Source organism: Flavobacterium sp. FlaQc-52 (assembly GCF_044007495.1).
Taxonomy (GTDB): Bacteria; Bacteroidota; Bacteroidia; order Flavobacteriales; family Flavobacteriaceae; genus Flavobacterium; species Flavobacterium cupriresistens.
Genome location: NZ_JBIPCV010000002.1, coordinates 549,923 through 570,796, shown reverse-complemented (window position 1 = coordinate 570,796; position 20,874 = coordinate 549,923). Strand labels below are relative to the sequence as shown.

19 protein-coding genes are annotated in these 20,874 nt (G+C 34.2%); 4 read left to right on the top strand and 15 right to left on the bottom strand.

What is annotated here, in order from left to right:
- The 3 genes from ACHRV5_RS06205 to ACHRV5_RS06195 all read right to left on the bottom strand — a co-directional run bounded on the left by ACHRV5_RS06205 (nt 1) and on the right by ACHRV5_RS06195 (nt 2,870).
- Nucleotides 1-675, bottom strand: a complete 675-nt coding sequence (locus tag ACHRV5_RS06205) for a response regulator transcription factor (RefSeq protein ID WP_047776412.1) — start codon at nt 673-675, stop codon at nt 1-3.
- 230 nt (nt 676-905) lie between these two features.
- Nucleotides 906-1,523 carry an outer membrane beta-barrel protein gene (locus ACHRV5_RS06200; protein WP_395426136.1) on the bottom strand — a complete coding sequence of 206 codons (618 nt, stop codon included), beginning with the start codon at nt 1,521-1,523 and terminating at the stop codon, nt 906-908.
- A 117-nt stretch (nt 1,524-1,640) separates the two neighbouring features.
- A complete protein-coding gene (locus tag ACHRV5_RS06195) occupies nt 1,641-2,870 on the bottom strand; it encodes a BamA/TamA family outer membrane protein (protein ID WP_395426135.1) in 1,230 nt (409 codons plus the stop codon).
- Between the two features lie 231 nt (nt 2,871-3,101).
- Between ACHRV5_RS06195 and ACHRV5_RS06190 the strand changes: the two genes are divergently transcribed.
- Together ACHRV5_RS06190 and ACHRV5_RS06185 are read left to right on the top strand one after the other, a co-directional pair.
- A complete protein-coding gene (locus ACHRV5_RS06190; RefSeq protein ID WP_395426134.1) occupies nt 3,102-3,680 on the top strand; it encodes a pentapeptide repeat-containing protein in 579 nt (192 codons plus the stop codon).
- A gap of 132 nt (nt 3,681-3,812) precedes the next feature.
- Nucleotides 3,813-4,538 carry a DUF6090 family protein gene (locus ACHRV5_RS06185; protein WP_395426133.1) on the top strand — a complete coding sequence of 242 codons (726 nt, stop codon included), beginning with the start codon at nt 3,813-3,815 and terminating at the stop codon, nt 4,536-4,538.
- A gap of 604 nt (nt 4,539-5,142) precedes the next feature.
- Here the strand turns inward: ACHRV5_RS06185 and ACHRV5_RS06180 are convergent.
- The 5 genes from ACHRV5_RS06180 to glyA all read right to left on the bottom strand — a co-directional run bounded on the left by ACHRV5_RS06180 (nt 5,143) and on the right by glyA (nt 9,519).
- On the bottom strand, nt 5,143-5,664 hold the full coding sequence (locus ACHRV5_RS06180; RefSeq protein ID WP_047776408.1) for a hypothetical protein: 522 nt from the start codon (nt 5,662-5,664) through the stop codon (nt 5,143-5,145).
- Nucleotides 5,665-5,742: 78 nt separating this feature from the next.
- On the bottom strand, nt 5,743-6,240 hold the full coding sequence (locus ACHRV5_RS06175) for a GNAT family N-acetyltransferase (RefSeq protein ID WP_047776407.1): 498 nt from the start codon (nt 6,238-6,240) through the stop codon (nt 5,743-5,745).
- 21 nt (nt 6,241-6,261) lie between these two features.
- A complete protein-coding gene (locus ACHRV5_RS06170; RefSeq protein ID WP_395426132.1) occupies nt 6,262-7,302 on the bottom strand; it encodes a GMP reductase in 1,041 nt (346 codons plus the stop codon).
- A gap of 198 nt (nt 7,303-7,500) precedes the next feature.
- Entirely contained in the window at nt 7,501-8,094 is a 594-nt protein-coding gene (locus ACHRV5_RS06165; RefSeq protein ID WP_395426131.1) for a tRNA-(ms[2]io[6]A)-hydroxylase, read from the bottom strand.
- A gap of 150 nt (nt 8,095-8,244) precedes the next feature.
- The gene (gene glyA / locus ACHRV5_RS06160; RefSeq protein ID WP_047776584.1) at nt 8,245-9,519 is read right to left on the bottom strand and encodes a serine hydroxymethyltransferase; all 1,275 of its coding nucleotides are present in this window, start codon (nt 9,517-9,519) and stop codon (nt 8,245-8,247) included.
- Between the two features lie 108 nt (nt 9,520-9,627).
- Here glyA and fahA point away from each other — a divergent pair, with 108 nt between their 5' ends.
- Complete coding sequence (gene fahA, locus ACHRV5_RS06155; protein ID WP_047776404.1) at nt 9,628-10,911, top strand: fumarylacetoacetase; 1,284 nt, start codon at nt 9,628-9,630, stop codon at nt 10,909-10,911.
- 630 nt (nt 10,912-11,541) lie between these two features.
- Here fahA and ACHRV5_RS06150 read toward each other — a convergent pair.
- The 4 genes from ACHRV5_RS06150 to ACHRV5_RS06135 all read right to left on the bottom strand — a co-directional run bounded on the left by ACHRV5_RS06150 (nt 11,542) and on the right by ACHRV5_RS06135 (nt 15,635).
- Complete coding sequence (locus ACHRV5_RS06150) at nt 11,542-12,699, bottom strand: agmatine/peptidylarginine deiminase (RefSeq protein ID WP_395426130.1); 1,158 nt, start codon at nt 12,697-12,699, stop codon at nt 11,542-11,544.
- Nucleotides 12,700-12,755: 56 nt separating this feature from the next.
- Complete coding sequence (locus ACHRV5_RS06145) at nt 12,756-13,583, bottom strand: GyrI-like domain-containing protein (RefSeq protein ID WP_395426129.1); 828 nt, start codon at nt 13,581-13,583, stop codon at nt 12,756-12,758.
- Nucleotides 13,584-13,614: 31 nt separating this feature from the next.
- On the bottom strand, nt 13,615-14,310 hold the full coding sequence (locus tag ACHRV5_RS06140; protein WP_395426128.1) for a hypothetical protein: 696 nt from the start codon (nt 14,308-14,310) through the stop codon (nt 13,615-13,617).
- 284 nt (nt 14,311-14,594) lie between these two features.
- Nucleotides 14,595-15,635, bottom strand: coding sequence for an agmatine/peptidylarginine deiminase (locus tag ACHRV5_RS06135; protein WP_395426127.1), 1,041 nt, complete (start codon nt 15,633-15,635; stop codon nt 14,595-14,597).
- A gap of 186 nt (nt 15,636-15,821) precedes the next feature.
- Between ACHRV5_RS06135 and ACHRV5_RS06130 the strand changes: the two genes are divergently transcribed.
- A complete protein-coding gene (locus ACHRV5_RS06130) occupies nt 15,822-17,345 on the top strand; it encodes a choice-of-anchor I family protein (RefSeq protein WP_395426126.1) in 1,524 nt (507 codons plus the stop codon).
- 74 nt (nt 17,346-17,419) lie between these two features.
- Here the strand turns inward: ACHRV5_RS06130 and ACHRV5_RS06125 are convergent, their stop codons facing one another.
- From ACHRV5_RS06125 to ACHRV5_RS06115, 3 genes are all read right to left on the bottom strand, one after another.
- Entirely contained in the window at nt 17,420-18,307 is an 888-nt protein-coding gene (locus ACHRV5_RS06125) for a carbon-nitrogen hydrolase (RefSeq protein WP_395426125.1), read from the bottom strand.
- 700 nt (nt 18,308-19,007) lie between these two features.
- Nucleotides 19,008-19,433: a hypothetical protein gene (locus ACHRV5_RS06120; protein WP_395426124.1), complete on the bottom strand. Its 426-nt coding sequence runs from the start codon at nt 19,431-19,433 to the stop codon at nt 19,008-19,010.
- A gap of 193 nt (nt 19,434-19,626) precedes the next feature.
- Nucleotides 19,627-20,502 carry a DUF808 domain-containing protein gene (locus ACHRV5_RS06115; RefSeq protein WP_047776389.1) on the bottom strand — a complete coding sequence of 292 codons (876 nt, stop codon included), beginning with the start codon at nt 20,500-20,502 and terminating at the stop codon, nt 19,627-19,629.
- Nucleotides 20,503-20,874 lie beyond the last annotated feature (372 nt).

The window sequence follows — 20,874 nt, the reverse complement described above, 5'->3', positions numbered from 1 at the left end:
TTAAGGCTGTATGACATAACCTAAACCTTTCATGGTATGAATCAGTTTGGTTGCAAAAGGTTTATCTATTTTTTTTCTTAAATAATTGATATAAACGTCCACAACATTGGTGTTCATATCAAAATTAATGTCCCATACATTGTCTAAAATTTGATCGCGGGATACAATTCTGCCTGTATTTTTTGCCAAATAGTACAATAATTTAAATTCTTTGGCTGTCAAAACAATAGATTCTCCATCTCTTTTAACCGTTTTGGCTCGTCCGTTTATTTCTAAATCACTAATAGTAATGGTATCTATTTTATCTGTTTCCTGATTGGCTCTTCTGTTTAAAGCATTTACTCTCGCATCAAGTTCACCAAACTTAAAAGGTTTTACCAGATAATCATCAGCCCCGGCATTAAGACCGGTTACAATATTCTCAGAAGTTCCAAGTGCCGTAAGAAGCAGAATAGGTACGAAATTTTTACTGGCTCGCAATCTTCTGCAAATCTCAATTCCGTTAATATCCGGCAACATTACATCTAATACAACTACATCAAAAGTATAATTATGAAGCATCTCTAAAGCTGTTTTGCCATCGAGTGCTACACTTACTTCATTATTGTTCTCAGCAAATCCTTTTCGTAAAATGGATAAAAGGTTTGGTTCATCTTCGACTATTAGTAATTTCATCTTTAGAAAGTAGTATATCGAACAAAAATAAGCATTGAATTTTATAAAAGTAGTACATCAACAAGAAAATATAAGGAATAAAAAAGAGGCTGTCTCCCAAATGTAGTGAAACAACCTCTTTTCTAATTCTTATTCCGGCAGCTATATGCCCCAAAACAGAAATATTAAATTTCCGGTATCTTCTTTTTGCTGCAGATTTTTTCCATTCTTTTTATTCTAGCCTGTATATCTTAATTTTTAAAGTTAAAACTTAGCACAGCCCCCAAACCAAACTGATAGATACTTACATAATCCTGAACGCCAACCGGGCCATAATAAGTCCAGTAATAACTATTTCCGGCTGCGGCAGTCATTGATTCGAGATAGGCATTAAGATTTACCGAAACAACTGAAGCGGTTTTAATTTTTACACCTGCTTTAATATCCCAGGCAAAATAAGTTCCGTTGCCACTTTGTGGTGTTTCAATGATTCCAACTCCGGCTCCGGCTCCTAAATAGGGCAACAAATTTGAACCGGTATCAAAATAATGTGTTCCACCAAGTAGAATATAATTTAAAGCTCCCTTGTCGTCTCCTTGATTAAGTTGATTCCCTAGTGGACCGTAAAAAGGCATTTTAGGATCGGCTCTGAGGTATTTTAATTCAACCGAATTGTTTCTTGAAACAAAGTATTCAAAACCCACTCCATATTGAAAACCATCCTCAATAGAAGCAGAATAACCGTCGTAATCTAAACGGTCCGAAAAATTATAACCTCCATATAAATTAAGAGAAAAAGACCTTGCTTCTTGAGCATTCATTCCTATCACCGACAGAAAGACAACCAATAATAAACTGTACTGTTTCATAATTTTATTTGTTGAATGTTAATACATTCTCAAATATAAGTTTTTTCGCCTAAAAAGGCTAAAATTTCAAAAGAAAATGCACTAATAGTATATTGCAAATCATTAAAAAACAAGCTATTAAAAAGTTTCACCCGCATTGAGATAAAACGCATTTGAATTGTTTCCAACTGCGTAATCTACAACTAAGTTGGTACGTGTTTTTTTATCTATTAAAATACGTAAACCAGCGCCAATTGCGGGTTGCACATAACTAAAAAGAGGTGTATTGGTTTCTGAATTACTGGCAGTAGTAAAATTGGTAAATACAGTTCCGCTAAACATTTGATTGCAACTTATCGGAAATCTGAATTCTGCTGAAAGATAGACTAAATTACTACCTCTGAACAATCCCTGTGTATACCCCTCTCCGCTCCTGCTTCGCTGATCCCAGCCAATAGCGGGCAGATTCAGATACGGTACTTTTCCTCTTGTTACAAATTGTCCATACGTCCAAAATGCCAAAATATAACGCTCATTTTTACTGGAAAGAGGAATAAAATGCCTGTATTCTGTATAAAGAACATTACTGTATCGCTGATTTTTGAAGAATACCGGATTAAATCTATAATTAATATTGGCAAACCAGCCGCGAGCTGTATTAACCTGATTGTCCCGGGAATCGTAGACGAGATTAAGGCTCATTCCGGTTAAATAATACTCGAGATCATTAAATCCGTATTTCTGACTGTAGTTATAATGGTAGGTAAAAACCTGATTCGCCACATCTAGATCTTCGTCTTTTATAGACGAATACCAATCGATATTGATCCCACCACCCACATAAAAATTCTTTTTTACTTCCCAGGATGCGGTTTGATGGAATTTAAAATAATTATAATCCATAGGTTGTGCAATAGAATCGATACTGAAATTATCTCGCCTGCTGTGATGCGGAATAATATTGGTTCCGAGGCCATAATTGGGCTGCGAAAAAATATACATTCGATAATCGCCACTCAAAAATATCATATTGTTTTTTAGTAAAATATTGTTCTTGACATTTATAAGCCATTGTTTCTTGGTAGTATAGGTTACTCCCAAATTAGCAATAGAGTATTTGTCTGTGGCCTCTTTTCCTTTAAAAGTATATTGTGCCACTCCGCCAAAAACAAAACCCGTGGCAGGCTGCGCTCCGATAACAGGGATTACCAGAAAAAAACTGTTTTTTATGGGCTTTAGAACCAAAAGAGAATCTTTCTTCTTGAAAAGTTCAAATACGGTTTTAGGCGGGCATAATTCCGGATTGTCGGAATCATTTTGAGCATGAAGCATAAATGGAAGAAAAAACAATAGTACTAAGATTGTCATTAAACATTTAGAATAATTATTTTTTAAAAACTTTACCATTTCTAAGTTCAGTGTTTTTGGATAATAACAAACTCTATTGTAAATATAACCCTTATTTTCAACATTTTACACAACTATTCTTAATAATAAAATCGGTTTTATAAAATCAAAGAAGCAAAAAGTCAGACAAAAAATGTATAGTATCTTGCTTAAATTAGTATCTTTTCGCTCTGAAACAACGAATGAAAAGCATTGAAAAAAGAATCTGAATATTTCCTTGATAAAGAATACAATACCATCGTTTATGGTAAAGAGGATCTTAATTTTAAGGATTTTGAATGCTGTGTTTTTTCGAATTGTAATTTTTCTGCCTGTACTTTTCTAGCCGTTACCTTTATTGATTGTGTTTTTAATGATTGTACTTTTACGAACACAAAAATCAATTATGTGGCATTCCGGACAGTTACTTTCAATCATTGTGAAATAAAAGAAGTGAATTTTGCGATGTGCGACAAATTGATTTTTGAGGTTCATTTTTACAATTGCATTTTAGATTTCTCTAAATTTTATACCTTAAAAATAAAAGGAACAACCTTCAACAATTGCAGTCTGATCGCCGTAGATTTTATGGCCACAGATCTGACAAGTGTTCTTTTTGATCATTGTGATCTCTATCGATCTGAGTTTGACAAAGCCATCGCCAACAAGGCTGATTTTAAAACCAGCTTCAATTATACCATTGATCCGTCCAAAACAAAACTCAAAAAGGCAGTTTTTTCTTTGAATGAAGTAAAAGGCTTATTATTTAAACATGACGTTATTGTGAGTTAGATATTAAGTTCAAACTTATTATGCTCTATTTCATCCTAATTATTTAAATTTTAACCGATAAAACTCAAATATTTTAAGATATTTTAGTCAATTACTATATTTTTGTAAAAACGTAACTAACTAATACAAAAAATGGCAGACCAGGAAATCATTAAACACACTAAAAAAGTACATCGAATTGTAACAAACAAGAAGCACAATCTTGCAGAAAAAATAAAAGAAATTAGTTTAGAGATTTTTATCATTGTTTTTGCCGTTTCGCTATCGATCTGGCTACACGGATGGAGCGAACACCAACACGACCAGCAAGACGTTAAAAAATTCCTGATTGGACTTAAATCAGATATCCAAAATGATATTAATAGTACTAAATCTTTAATCAAACAGTATCAGGAATTTGGTCAAATATACCAGCACCTTAACCAATTAGATCAAAATAAATCTTACGACGAAAATCAATTTAAAAAAGAATTATCATTTATCAATTTAAATGCCTATTTAAGACCTAATATTTACAGATTTAACGGTTTTGTGTCATCGGGCAGAATCGGAAATATCGAAAATGATTCTCTTTCCCTAAACATTCTGAGATTCTATCAGAAAAACCTCTCTGAAGTTAATTCTTCTGAATCAGGATGGCTAGCGCGACAAAAAAAATTACAATCTTATTTAGAGGATAATTTAACCAATCCGGAAAACACTGCCGACAATTGGAAACTACTTAATACTCCAAAGGGTAAACAGTTGACAAAAAATCTTGTTCCGTGGGATCAGATTTACGAGCGATACAATAATTTAATTCTTTTAGGAGAAACAATCGTTAAACAGATTGATAAAGAATACGATCTAAAAGAATAGTTTTTTTTCTTAATCAAATAGGATCTAATCAATGTTAATAAGCAAGTGATTAGATCCTGTTTTGTTTTTAAAGCGGTCGCTATGGTCAATAATTTATTACTTAAAGACAATCTTATTTTGAATCAAATCCAAAAGTTATAGGGTAATTTTTAGAACTTTCCTCTTGTTAGAATTAGCAGATTTTATACTTTTTGATCACAGCTTTTTAAATTTCCCAACTTCTCGCTTTGACGATCTCGCAAAGACGCAAAGCCGCAAAGTTTCTTCTTCTTATTTTTAAACTTTACTTTTCTATTTTTCACTTTCTCACTTTGGGCTTCTCGAAATGTCATGGAGTCTCAAAGTTTTTTTTCTATTTTTTTTATTAAAACTTTGCGATTTTGCGACTCTGCGAGATTTTTACTTCTCCGCAGCTTTTGGACTTAATCTCTTATTTTGAATTATTGCCATAAAAAAAGCCAGTATAAACTGGCTATGATTTCTATATTTTCTTTAGGATTACCCTACTATAACATCTCTTTTCATGACATACAATTTTTAAGTTAATTGGATATACAATTTTACGCAATAATTACCTTGTAGACAAACAATTAGTGTTAAATAATTAAGCAACCCCTAAATCATCTCCCGATTTAAACCTTTTCGTTGTAATAACATCTTTACAATAGAAGTCCTGAACAAAAATATTTGTAAAACCCGACAGTGAATGTTTAGCAATTACAGTAAGTCTAATATAAGAAGACGTATCACTCCAATTTGATTCGATATCTTCACTAGTTCTGACTCGCATGGCATGTAAACTATTTGTATCAGACTTCTTTTTACAGGGAATATAGGAGATGAAATTATCCTTTAAAACGATATCCTTTCCTTGAATATTCATGCCTCCAACACCTCCTACTTGTTTATAAAATGTTGGTTCAATTCTAATATCAAATATTTCTGAATTTGTTTTATTGACAAATTTGAAAAAATAATTTACTTCTCCTTCAAATATTACCTTACTTACATGAGGTGATATTTCAATCTTTACTCTTTTTCTTTTTAAAAAATACATTAAAAACAGGTAAGATGAAATTACGCCTGCAACGATACTGATAGTGATTCCTAAAATTAGATCTGTCATTAAATGAATACTTTGACAGAAAGTTAAACTCAAAATTCAAACCATTAAAAGATTATCTCACATTGCTTTGATTTCGATTTACAATCGTTTCTCCATCACATAATCCTCCATTAAATAACCGTTTCCAATTTCGATATTAACTTCATCGATGATTTTAAAACCTGTTTTCTCATAAAAATGTAAAGCTTTATTAAATCGGTTTACATTTAAATACAATGAAGCGGAATTATGCTCTAAAGCAAAATTTCCAATACTTTCCATTACTGATTTTCCAATTCCTTTGCCCTGTGTTTCCGGCAAAAGATATATTTTGTGAATTTTTGTGATAGCTTCTTTTTTATAATTGTGCTCAATTCCTATAAATCCTAAAACCGAATTTTCGTCAGAAATCAAATAAAACAACTGTTCTTTTTTATCCAACTGAGCGGTTAAAGCTTCGTCCGAGTAAAACAAATCCAGCATATATTTTAGTTGTTCTTCAGTCAAAATTTCACCATAAGTTATAGGCCATGTTTTATAGGTTATATCCTGAATTATTTTAATATCATTTCTGCCTGCTTCTGAAATTGTAATCATATTTAAGTATACTGCTTTAAATTAATTCGTAAAAACTTGATTTTCCTGTTCGCTTACCCTAATAAAAGTAGTTCGTTTGGTAAGCTCTTTTAATCTTGAAGCGCCTACATAAGTACAAGTGCTTCGTATTCCTCCTAAAATATCTAAAATTGTATTTATAACTTTTCCTTTAAAAGGAACCTGAACTGTTTTTCCTTCACTTGCTCTGTATTCAGCAACACCACCTACGTATTTATCCATGGCGGTCTTCGAACTCATTCCGTAAAATTGTCTGAATTCCTTACCATTAATTTCGATAAGCTCTCCACCACTCTCTGTATGTCCGGCAAGCATACCGCCTAACATTACAAAATCGGAACCTGCGCCAAAAGCTTTGGCAACATCTCCCGGTATTTTACAGCCTCCATCGCTAATAATGTGCCCGCCTAAACCATGAGCAGCATCAGCACATTCTATAATAGCCGATAGTTGCGGATACCCAACACCGGTTTTTACACGTGTTGTACAAACGGATCCTGCCCCTATGCCTACTTTTACAATATCTGCGCCGGCTAATAACAGTTCTTCCACCATTTCACCGGTTACCACATTACCGGCAATAATAACTTTATCAGGATACTCCTTTCGGGTCTGTTTTAAAAACTGAACAAAGTGTTCCGAATACCCGTTGGCAACATCAATACAAATAAACCGCAGTAGTGGATTAGCCGTTATAATCTCTCTGATTTTTAAAGAATCTTCTTTTCCCGTTCCCGTACTTATAGCGATATAATTGTAAAAATCGGGAGTAACTTTCTCTAAAAAATCAGTCCATTCCTGAAGCGAATAATGTTTATGAATTGCCGTAAACATTTTTTCTTTAGCCAAAACTTCAGCCATTTCAAAAGTTCCGACCGTATCCATATTGGCAGCCATAATCGGAATTCCTGTCCAAGTACTACTACTGTGTAAAAATTTAAAATTTCGTTCTAAAGAGACTTCCGATCTGCTCTTTAACGTTGATCTTTTGGGTCTGATCATCACATCTTTAAACCCCAATTTCAAATCAGTTTCTATTCTCATGGTGCTAAATTTCTGTTACTCTCAAATGTAAGGATTTTAGATTTTAGATTTTAGATTTTAGATTTTAGATTTTAGATTTTAGATTTTAGATTTTAGATTTTAGATTTTTGTTGGAACGGAAAATTGGAACTGTAAACTGTAACTACAAACTGAGGTTGTAAACTGAGACTGTAAACTGAAACTGTAAACTAAAAAAAACTACCCGTGGATAGTCTCCCCTTTTCCGTAATTTGAAATAATTGACTCTTCGAAGGCCAACCATTCTCTCCAACGTTTTTCAACATCGATTCCTACTCCGTATTTTCGGGCATAGGTGATGAATGTAGTGTAATGACCGGCTTCACTTTCCATTAATTCTCTGTAAAAAACAGCCAGCTCTTCGTCTTGAATGTTTTCAGATAAAACTTTAAAACGCTCGCAACTTCTGGCTTCAATCATTGCTGAAAACAATAATCTCTCCACTAAACCGGAAACTCTGCTGCCATCACCGCTTTTCTTCATGTACAAATACAATTCATTTACATAATCGTCTTTGCGCTCGCGTCCTAATTTAAGACCTCTTTTGATGATGATATTATGCACCTGCTCAAAGTGATCGATTTCTTCTTTCGCTAAAGCCAATAAATCTTTCACTAAATCCTGATGCTCAGAATTATTTGTGATAATCGTTATGGCATTTGTAGCCGCTTTTTGTTCGCACCAAGCGTGATCTGTCAGGATTTCCTCGATGTTTTTCTCTACTATATTAACCCATCTCGGGTCAGTTGGCAGTTGTAATCTTAATACACCCATATTCTTTTTTTGTTTCAGGTTTTCTTTTGTTTCAGGTTTCTTTGTTTACTGTTTTAATTGAAATAAAAACTAAAAAAAGTTTAAAGCTTTGTGCTGTTTTAAACCAACACAAAACTTTAAACTTGAAATTTTAAACTTGAAACTTATTTCTTAGTAAACGAAAATCGGTCTTTCGCTCATCATTTCATTTACTTCATTTGCTACTTCTTCGATCACTGCTTCGTTAGTGTGATCCACAAGTACTCTGTCAATTAAAGCTACGATCGTTTCCATATCTGCTTCAACTAAACCACGAGTTGTGATTGCAGCTGTTCCAACACGAATTCCTGAAGTTACAAATGGTGATTTGTCATCAAAAGGAACCATGTTTTTATTTACTGTAATTTCTGCTTTTACTAATGCGTTTTCAGCTTCTTTTCCTGAAATGTTTTTGTTTCTTAAGTCAATTAACATCATATGGTTGTCCGTTCCTCCAGAAATAATGTTATATCCTCTTTTCACAAAAGCATCCGCCATAGCGTTTGCATTTTTTTGCAATTGCATAGCGTAAGTAAAGAATTCATCTTTTAAAGCTTCACCAAAAGCAACAGCTTTAGCAGCAATAATATGCATTAATGGACCACCTTGATTTCCTGGGAAAACAGCTAAATCTATTAATGAAGACATCATTCTGATTTCTCCTTTTGGAGTTTTTAAACCTTGTGGGTTTTCAAAATCTTTCCCCATTAAGATCAAACCTCCACGAGGTCCACGTAATGTTTTATGTGTTGTTGTAGAAACAATATGACAATGTGGAATTGGATCGTTTAATAATCCTTTTGCAATAAGACCTGCAGGGTGAGAAATATCAGCAAATAAGATTGCTCCTACACTATCTGCGATTTGTCTGAAACGTGCAAAATCCATATCACGAGAGTAAGCCGAAGCTCCTGCAATGATTAATTTTGGTTGCTCTTTAGTAGCAATTTCCTGAATTTTATCGTAATCTAAACGACCTGTTTCAGCATCTACACCATAAAAAACCGGACGGTACAAACGTCCTGAAAAGTTTACTGGTGAACCGTGAGTCAAGTGACCACCGTGTGACAAATCGAAACCTAAAATCTTGTCTCCAGGATTCAAACAAGCATGGTAAACTGCTGTATTTGCTTGAGAACCTGAGTGAGGTTGTACGTTTGCATATTCAGCACCAAATAATTCTTTGGCTCTGTCAATAGCAATTTGCTCGATTACGTCTACTACTTCACATCCTCCGTAGTATCTTTTGCCAGGGTATCCCTCAGCATATTTATTCGTTAAAACAGACCCGGCTGCTTCAATTACTTCATCACTTACAAAGTTCTCTGAAGCAATAAGTTCTAATCCGTGAATTTGTCTGTCCTGTTCCTCTAGTATAAGGTCAAAAATTTGTTCGTCGCGTTGCATTTTTTCGTTTTTCGTTAATTTGATGCAAAAATACAAAAAAACGTTTGTCATACAGTTAGATTATGATATATTTGACAAGTAATTTTTCAACAAATAATTAACATTCACATGCCGATAACCGCCAACGATACCAAAAGAAAATCATGGTTAGAAGTGCCTGAAAATAGCGACTTCCCTATTCAGAATATTCCTTTCGGTGTATTTCTTACCAAAGAAAATGTCGTTACAGTAGGAACCAGAATTGGCGATTACGCTATAGATCTAGGAGCTTTACAACAATTAAACTATTTCTCCGGAATAGATTTAACTGATGATATGTTTATGCAGGACACGCTTAATGATTTTATTTCTGACGGAAAAAAAACATGGCGCCTGGTCCGCAACCGCATCGCAGATATTTTTGATGCAACCAACCCACAACTTAGAGATTCGACAAAAGATCGTGATATCGTTATTTTCAAGATCGACGATGTTGAAATGCAATTACCGGTTTTAATTGGTGATTATACAGATTTTTACTCTAGTAAAGAACACGCTACAAACGTAGGAAAAATGTTCCGTGATCCTGAAAATGCTTTGTTACCAAACTGGTTACACATTCCGGTAGGCTATCATGGAAGAAGTTCTACGATTGTTCCGTCTGGAATTCCGGTTCACAGACCAATGGGACAAACATTACCTAATGGAGAAAAAACACCCGTTTTTGGTGCTTCCCGATTAGTTGATTTTGAATTGGAAACTGCTTTTATTACTACAGACGTAAACGTAATGGGCGAAAATATCCCAACTTACGAAGCCGAAGATTATATTTTCGGAATGGTTTTACTAAACGACTGGAGTGCACGTGATATTCAGAAATGGGAATATGTGCCACTTGGACCCTTCCTTGCAAAAAACTTCGCGACTTCTATATCGCCTTGGATTGTAACTATGGATGCATTAGAGCCTTTTAGAACAAAAGGACCTAAACAAGATCCAGCTCCGCTTCCTTATTTACAAACGAAAGGAAAAAAAGCTTTCGATATTCATTTAGAAGTTTCTATTCAGCCTTTAGATCAGGAAGAAACGGTTGTTTCTAAATCAAATTTCAAATATTTATACTGGTCAATGTGTCAGCAATTAGCACACCATACTTCTAATGGATGTCGTGTAAATTCTGGCGATATGATGGGTTCAGGAACTATTTCAGGACCAACACCGGACAGCTTTGGTTCGATGTTAGAACTAACCTGGGGAGGAAAAAATCCATTAAAATTAAAGGACGGAAGCGAACGTAAATTTATCGAAGATAATGATACCGTAATCATCAGAGGTTTCTGCGAGACTAATGAAGTTCGTATTGGTTTTGGTGAAGTTGCTAGCCAATTATTACCTCCTTTTGTGAGACAATGAAGAGCAAATGAATTGCCTGAATAATATAAAAAAACTTGTTAGTATTTCACTAACAAGTTTTTTTTTGTTTACGTTGTTTCTCTCGCAAAGTCGCAGAGTCGCAAAGTTTTTACTTTATTACGTTAAGCTCTATACCCTACAAAATAACGAAAAACACCTAAGCAAGGTTGAATCGAAGCCGATTTGTGTTTTGTTGAAAGTACTGGATATGCTTTAATAAAATAGCACGCAGATTTTGCGGATTTAACGGGTTTTCGCGGAAAGCAATGATCAAAAATCTGTGAAATCTGCGTGAAAAAAAATCTTAAAACTTTGCGATTCTGCGACTTTGCGAGAAATCAATCACGCTGCGAAATGAATTATATTAATTTGACGATAAAAAAAACTTGTTAGTCTTCTGGATATACTTAAATAAAATAGCACGCAGATTTTGCGGATTTAGCTGATTTTCGCGGAAAGCAAGGAATAAAAATCTGCAAAATCTGCGTGAAAAAACCTTAAAAAACTTTGCGTCTTTGCGACTTTGCGAGAGATTAACCACACTGCAAAATGAATTCTATTAATTTGAAGACATAAAAAAATTTGCTAGTCTTCACTAACAAGTTTTTTACATTTTAAAATTTAATAATACTATTGTTTAGGTTGCTGTTGGGTAACACAATGTACCATTCCACCATTTGCATATAAGTTCCTGACATCTATACCGACAACTTCTCTTCCCGGATAAAGACCTGCAATAATTTTATTTGCAACACTATCATTTGGATCGTTGTAATTTGGAACCAAAACTTTTCCATTTGCAATATAAAAATTAATGTAATTACCTTTGTAACCAAGGGCTTTCCCTGTTTTTGTTACTACATTTTTCTGCGTAAGTGGCAAAATTACTTTTGTATACACTTCGTTTTTAGTGTTTGAGGCTGCATTTAAAATCGCAATATCCGAATCTATAAGTCCCCAACCTGATAAATCAGAATTACTCATTGTGATCATTTTGTTACCAGCTGCAAATTTCATGATCCCATCGATATGCATATCTGTAACATCCTCTTCGCTAAAACCTCCTTCAAGCCAAATGAATTTTGTAGCTCCAAGGTATTTCGTGAAATTTGATTCTGCCTGAGCTTGACTCATTCCTTTATTTCTAACCGAATTTCTAGCTTTTTGACTGATTATAGAACTTTTAGTTGCCATTAATACTCCATGACCGTCTAATTCTACTGAACCACCTTCGTTTACCATTACATTATTTAAGTTCAATACGGTTACTCCGGTGTCAGCTCCGATAGCGCTTGGTATTGCATCACAATTCGCTGAATCGTATTTGCCTCCCCAACCATTAAACCCCCAGTCTTCAATCACTAGTTTTCCCTGAGCGTCACGTACGTAAATTGGTCCGTTATCTCTAACCCAAACATCGTCTGTACGATGAATTTTAAAATCAACATTAGTTAAAGAAACGTTTGCTGCTTTTAATAAATTGGTAATTCTCGTTTGTTCAGCAGTATTGTAAGCAATGATATGCACTTTTTCGGTAGATTGTAGCGCTTTTGTCATTGCTACCCAAGTTTCGTCCAGTTCGCTTCTGTAGGTAACACCGTGTTGGTATTGATGTGGCCATTGCAACCACGTCCCTTCATGTGGTTCTGATTCTTCCGGCATTTTATACACTATTTGTGTAGGATCAGGTTTACCGATTACCTCTGCAGTACCTTCGTCGCCGGCACAAGAATTAAAAATTGGAGCAGCCATCGAAGTAAATAAAATTAAGAATTGAAATTTAATCATGATGTATATTTTTTTAGATAGGCAAAACTAGAATATGTCTGAGTATCAAGATTGTCTTATTTTGACAACTTTCGTTTTACGGGAACGTATATTGCTGTTGTTAGTTGGTCTGTCGATTTTTCATCATCAATGTATTGTTCTATAATAGGAGAAGTTCCCAATTCATAGTCACTCTCATAAAGCCATCGATAATATATTTTTCGGTAGGTTTCTTCAATTTTATCAAAATCACCAAGATGAATATACTTCGCATACCAGCCTCCAAAAATAGCCTTCGAAAGGTATAATTTTGAATTAACACAGGCGCTGATACAGACCTCATACCTTGATTTCTCTTTATCCGAAATTATAGGCTGGTCCACAATCACGCCAAAACAATTGTAAGGTGGGATCGTTTTATTCTCTTCAATAATCGCATCCCAAAGCTCATTTATCACTACATTATTGTAATTATTACTGATAAGCGTTTTAGAATAAACTTGTATTTTTTCTTTGTACTCGTATTCAAAATCAATAAACGAAAGGTCATTTTCTTTCCCTTTTATATATTCCTCAAAAAGAGGTTTTCTGTTCTGGCGGGCTTGCAAAGGCGTAATTTCAAATTTATTTTTAAATGCTTTCGTAAAAGACTGATTGTTGCTATACCCAACATCATACGCAATAGCTACAATGGTATTATTGGTATAAATCAACTGTTTATAAGCGTTTTCCAGCTTTAACCGGGTACAAAAATTACCTATTGTTTCCAATAGTATCGCACTAAAAATACGCTGTATGTTTCTATAAGAATAATTCGAAACTGCTTCTAATTCTTCCGGTTCGATTTGCCGATGATAATTGTCTTCTAAAAAAGTAAGTACCTTTTGTATATTCTCTATTTTCATCGATTTTAATGTGAGCTGTAAATAAACATTATCAGTTTTTTAAATCCTCAAACTCCAAATAAAGCTGCCTTAACAAATCAACTTTAAGTTTTCTACCATCAAAATTAACTTCAATCGTGTTTCCGCTAACACCAATAGGCGCATTAACCGTTTCATCAAAAGTGAAAATTTTATACGTATCTAACCGTTCTCCTGTTTTTATTTGCAGAATTTGATCGAAATCCGGAGCTTTCGCAATACTATGAACGGCAAACTGCTCCCTATTATTACCAAACAAAATAAAATCTGTAGTTTTTGGCTTAATCGTATTTGGACTCAACTTCTTAAAATAAACAACCTCCTGAATTCTTACCGCAACCGATTCGGCAATTTTAATGCCTCCGCGTTCAAAATGCCCTCTGTAAATACTTGCTCTAAACAGACGGGGATTTGCAATCATGTCCGGTAGAATAAACTTTTCCGGTTCAATTGTATAGGTAGTATGTTCAGGATGTTGTTGCTGATCCCTTATAAATTGCTGCCGAATTCTTTCATCAAAAACCAATTCTAGAACAATCTGATAATCATGCGGAGATCGAAACATTGGTAAATGGTACGCATAAATTTTATTTCTTCCAAAGATAGCCATGCCGTGTGTTGAAGGCTCGTCTTGCGCACCATGATCGTGTTGCTGCGAAAAAACGCCACAAGAAATAAGAACAAAAAAGAAAAATACTATTTTTTTCATCTTTAAGTATATTTAGATTAGGGACTTTTTTTTGTTCTAAAAACAATAGCAATGCAATAATTGTCTTTAGAATTTAACTTCAAAGTTAAAACAAATCTATTAGCAAAAACATTTTTCGCAAATCAATACAGCACTGAAATTCAATATCTTACAAATACAACTACATCATACCTGGTAATTACTTATCCATCTAAATAAATAAAAGCAAAAAAAATATCCGTACAGCTGTGTACGGATACTTTTATCAAATGCCAACTTACGGCACTCTATTTTAAAAGACTTATTTAAGCCGGAATCTGCTGACTTAAACAGTGCAGCGTTCCAAATCCCCAAATAAAATCGATACAGCTAATTCCGATCACTTCACGATCAGGGAAACACTCCGATAGAATATTCAAAGCCACACGATCGTTACTATCATTAAAAGTTGGAACCAAGACACAATTATTCAAAATCAAGAAATTAGCATAACTCGCCGGTAATCTTAAATCCCCAAAATCAACACGTTTTGGCATTGGCAAAGCTACAATTACTGGAGATTTTCCGTTTTCTAACTTCGCATTTTGCAAACGTTTTAAATTATCCTGCAATGCATTGTAATTAGAATCGGTTTTATCGGTTTCAACAATAGTAACAATTGTATCTTCATTTACAAATCGACATAAATCATCAATGTGCCCGTGCGTATCATCCCCTTCTATTCCGTCTCCTAACCAGATTACGTTGGTAACTCCGAGATATTCTTTAAAAACAGCTTCATAATCTTCTTTGGTAAATCCGGGATTTCTAACCTGAATTGACTGGTGCATCAAACATTCCTCAGAAGTCAATAAAGTTCCTCTTCCATTTACATCAATGGCACCACCTTCTACAATTACCGGTTTACCTTTATAAATAACCTGAGTTACCGGCACCTCAATAAAATCAGCTATTTTAGAAGGAACATGTTTATCTAACTGATGATTTTTATATTTTGCCCAACCATTAAAATTAAAATTCAGCGCTTCTCTTTTTGAACCGTTTTTTACAATAATCGGCCCTGAATCGCGCATCCAGCTTCTATTGGTTTTATGAATGATAAAAGAAATATTACCCATATTCACTCTTGCGTCTTCTAACATTCCGGCTACTTTCTCTTTTAACTTTTCATCGGCTACAACCAAAAAAACAGTTTCAAAAGTGGCTACTTTTTTTATAAATTCTACAAAAGCCCATTGAATGGCTTCGTATTTCCCTGGCCAGTCATTGCCATTATGCGGAAAACACAATACAATTCCCTGTTGTTTTTCCCATTCTGCTGGGAATCTTCTATTATTTGTTGACATAAAGCATTTCTAAATTTGAAAGAGTACAAAGATAATGATTCATAAGGATTATAAAACAACTGAGCGAAAATCAAATCAAAATCAGTCCAAAACAATTCCTAAAATTAAGTTAAAGATTAAATAATACAGCCTTAATACAAAGCCAGCTTCTGCTATTTACATTTGAAAAAACTAAAAACAAACACAATGAAAAAACTAAGTATCTCTTTATTAACCGCTTTGTTTCTAATGGCAAGCTGTAATAATGACGAAAACTCAAACAATGAAAAACCCGAAGCTGTTGTAAACGAAGATCCCGGGACCTTCAAAGAAATCGGAAGCATTACTATAGGTGGTGAAGGTGCAGCAGAAATTTCGGCTTATGATGAAAAAACAAAAAGACTTTTTACAGTTAACAATAGCGGAACGAATCAAATTGATGTAATTGACATATCAGACCCTACAAAACCAACCAAAATTGGCAAAATTGACTTAACTCCTTATCAAGGTGCCTCCAACAGTGTTGCTGTTTTTGACGGAAAATTAGCTGTTGCTTTAGAATCTACAATCAACAAACAAGGAAATGGAAAAGTGGTTATCTTTAATACAGCCGACTACAGCCTGATTAAACAAGTTACCGTTGGTGCTTTACCGGATATGATTACGTTTTCTCCGGATGGAAAATATATAATGACCGCTAATGAAGGGGAACCCAATACAGATTATTCTCAAGATCCAAACGGAACGATTTCGATTATCGAAGTAACAAACAATTATGCGGTTACTACTTTAGATTTCAGTTCGTTTAGCAGTCAGGCCGCAGCCTTGAAAAAGGACGGTTTCAGAATTTCAACCTTCGCTAAATCTTTCGCACAAGATATTGAACCTGAATATGTAACCATTTCTGATGATTCTAAAACGGCTTGGGTAACGCTTCAAGAAAACAACGGTGTTGCAAAAGTGGATTTAACCTCTAAAACCATTACTGCAATTTATCCTTTAGGTTTGAAAAATTACAATACAGCCGAAAATGCAATTGATGTAAGTGATAAAGATGATAAAATTGCTTTTAATCCTTGGAAAGTAAAGGGAATGTTTATGCCGGATGCTATTAGCCATTTCTCTTCAAACAATGTACCTTATTTTGTTACTGCTAATGAAGGTGATGCCAGAGAATATGCAGCGTACAGCGACATCAAAAGAATGAAAGACATGAAACTGGACGCAACCGTTTTTCCTGATGCTGCTACTTTAAAACTGGAAACCAATTTAGGAAGACTAAATCTTGTAGCTGACATGGGCGATACGGACGGTGATGGTGACTTGGACGAAATGGTTAGTTTTGGTGCGCGTTCTTTCTCGATCTGGAACGGAAATACCGGAAAAATTGTTTATGACAGCAAAAATGATGTGGATAAAAAAACCAACGAACTAGGTACTTATGATGACAAACGTAGTGACGATAAAGGTTCAGAACCGGAAGCAGTGGTAGTGGCTAAAATAGGTACTCAAAACATACTTTTTGTAGGATTAGAAAGATCAGATGCCTTTATGACGTATGATGTAACCAATCCGACTTCACCACAATATTTGCAGACTGTAAAAACGGGTGATGCTCCTGAAGGAATTCTTTTTATTCCGGCGTCAAAAAGTCCAACAAAAAGAAGTTTAGTTGTAGTAAGCAGCGAAGGTGATGGAACTATTAAAATTTTCCAGCCAAGTTTGAAGTAAACACAATAATTCAATAAAAAAGAAAGCCGTTTCAAAATTATTTGAAACGGCTTCTTTTTATCTAAAAAATTGAATTAATCAATTGCTCTTTTTGTAATATCTCCAAAAGCATCAATTCTTCTGTCTCTGAAAAATGGCCAGTTCTGACGTACATTTTCCTGTAAATCCAAATCAACTTCGGCAATTAGAATTTCTTCCTGATCGTGTGATGCCTGAGCCAAAATTTCTCCCTGAGGTCCCGCTATAAAAGAAGCTCCCCAAAATTGGATTCCGTCAGTACCATCGATATATTGCTCTAAACCAATTCTGTTTGCGGCAGCAACGAAAACGCCGTTTGCAACAGCATGACCTTTCATTACGTTCATCCACGCCCCATATTGATTCTCTCCGTATTGCTCTTTTTCTTTTGGATGCCAACCGATTGCTGTTGGGTAAAACAATACTTCTGCCCCTTTCAAAGCTGTAATACGAGCTGCTTCCGGATACCATTGATCCCAACAAATCAGTGTTCCGACTTTTCCTTTTTTAGTTTGAATAGCCTGAAAACCTAAATCTCCCGGAGTAAAATAGAATTTCTCATAAAAATGAGGATCATCCGGAATGTGCATTTTACGATACAAACCAGCTTCTGTTCCATCAGTATCAATAATATAAGCGCTGTTATGATAGATTCCTGCCATTCTTTTTTCGAAGAAAGGAACAATAATAACAACTCCCAACTCTTTCGCTAATTCGCTAAAAGCAATAAATGAAGTACTATAAAGCGGTTCTGCTAATGCAAAATTATCAACATCTTCGCTTTGGCAAAAATAATGACTGCTATATAATTCAGGCAGTAGTATAACTTCAGCACCTTTAGTAGCTGCGTCTTTTACCCAGCTAATACATTTTTTAAGGTTATTCTCGGCAACATCGTTCAGGTTTAACTGAATAACGGCTATTTTATATTTTCTTTTCGGCATGACATAAAATTTAGAGTGCAAAAATAGTAATTTTTGAAGGAATGGCAAACAGATCTCAATTAGTAACTACTATAAAAAAAGAGCTTATAGGACTGCCCTTTGGACACAACTATATAATAAACTTGAACACGAATTTCACGAATTGTCACTAATTTGTTTGCGAAATTAATTTCACAAACCTAGGTTATCTTATTAAAATTTGAGCAAATTTGTAAAATTCGTGTTATTTTTATACTTGTGTCCACACAGTACGCCCATAGAAACTCCTTTTACAATTGTTTACTTGGATTTTGTTTTGTTGAAAAAATTTTGACAATATAAACAATCCCCTCCTCTTCTTTATAGAGAATCTTATAGTCACGAACTATAATCCTCCTAAATTCAGGCTGAATTTCATCTGATTGAAATTGATCTGTAAAATTAAAATTTCGACGAAATAGAAATCTTTGTTTGCTGAGCTCATTTTTACGGAGTTTCTTGCGAAGATTTCTCCTTCGTCGAAAGGACAAACGTGGCGTATATTTTTTTTAACAGACTAAATTTTTACATCTAATTTTCTACTATTCTACAACTTTTGGATTTGATTCTCTTTTTCGTACTTCATTACTTCTAAAACAAAAAAAAAACACCAATCCTAAGATTGATGTTTAAATGAATGAAATTTAAGGGCAAGCTATTTTTACTAATTACCAAAAGCGTATTAATCAATTACCACTTCATGCACAATAAATTCAGTTTCTGATTTTTTGAATTTAATTTTAAAAGTTCCTTTTGCAGCAGATTTAAATTTATAGACCGCCTTCTTAGCATCCGGAACTATTTGTACACACACAGGAGATGCATATTTTACTTCAACCTGTAACCCTTTGTCGGTACCAATTGTAGCTTCTGTAAATTTATTAAATTCTCCACAAGCAGTCTCTGGCATAAATGTTACATCATAGCTAAGTTCTGCATTCACTTTTCCAGTTGCCGGACCTTCTAATTTAGTTGCAAAAGCATTTTTAGTTACAACAACTACCGGATCTGGTGTTGCTTCTTTCTTATCATCATCACTACTACATGAAGACAATCCAATTAACAAGAACAAAGCTACTAAACCTGATTTAAATCTAAAATTTTTCATATAAAATATTTATTTGTTATTTTAATATGAAGAGGGCGAATAAATAATAAGGTTGCTTAGATTAAATGTTAAAATATTAAAACAAAACACCAAACACCTATAAGCAAAGGGATTAACTTCAAAATAAAAACATAAAAAAAACACCAGCTTTGCAACTGATGTTCTATTTATTTGAAAAAATACAATGTTTCTATTAATGCGCTTTCTTTCCAAAAAGTTTTTTCAGAAGATTCACAATCGCTAAAACTATAAATCCAACGACAAGTCCTACGATAAACTCTTTCAAAATTGAAGGAAATTGAGGTAGTAAATGATGGAAAAACTCAATATTGTGAACAAACAAACCTCCAGCTACCAGAATCAAAGCAATTGTTCCGATCACAGTTAAAGCCTTAATCACTTTTGGAAGTGCCTGAACCAATAAATTACCGATCGTTTTTAATATGCTTTTTTCTTTTTTACTGTGTTGGATCATTTTAAAACCTACTTCATCCATTCTGACAATTATAGCAACGATACCATAAACACCAATAGTAGCAATCAATGCAATTATTGAAACTACTGCAATCTGTGATGAAATCGGCTGACCAATTACAGTTCCCAATGCAATGATTACAATCTCTACCGAAAGAATAAAATCGGTTACAATAGCGGACTTTATTTTGTCTTTTTCAAGTGCTAAAATTTCCTCTTCTGTAAAGGTTTCTTCTGTGATTCCTTCCGAAGCGTGTTGGTGAGGAAAAAAGAACTCGTATATTTTCTCAGCACCTTCGTATGCCAGGAAAAGTCCTCCAAGTACTAAAATCACAATAATGGCAATAGGAAAAAAAGCACTCAACAAGAATGCGATTGGCAAAATAATAATTTTATTAAGTAGTGATCCTTTACTGATTGCCCATAAAACAGGAAGTTCTCTTGAAGAGGCAAACCCTGAAGCTTTTTCAGCATTAACTGCTAAATCATCCCCCAAAATACCTGCTGTTTTTTTTGCTGCAACCTTGCTCATTACTGCAACATCATCCATGATTGCTGCGATATCATCTAATAGTACGAAAAAACCTGATGCCATTTATTAATTTATTTATTTTAAGAATTACGTAATCCATTGGTTTACAAAACCTGATAGAAGCTACGTTATTTGTTTTTTTACCTCTGCGAATCTACTACTTTTTTATCGAATCTTTTGCTAAAAAATTAACTGCATTGCCCTAGAAGCAACCATAGAATGATGAAAATAAATACCGTGCTAAAACACCCGCATCCTAATTTTTTAGCTCCATAACCCGCAATTAACCCTCTGAATATATTGTTCATGATCTTATTGTTTTATGTTCTTAGTAAATTTCAGAAATTAAACAATACATTCTGTTATACTACCCTACAATAAAGTTTCATTATTTACGGTTTCTCCAATTTATTTAAACAAAAAACACCAGCCTTG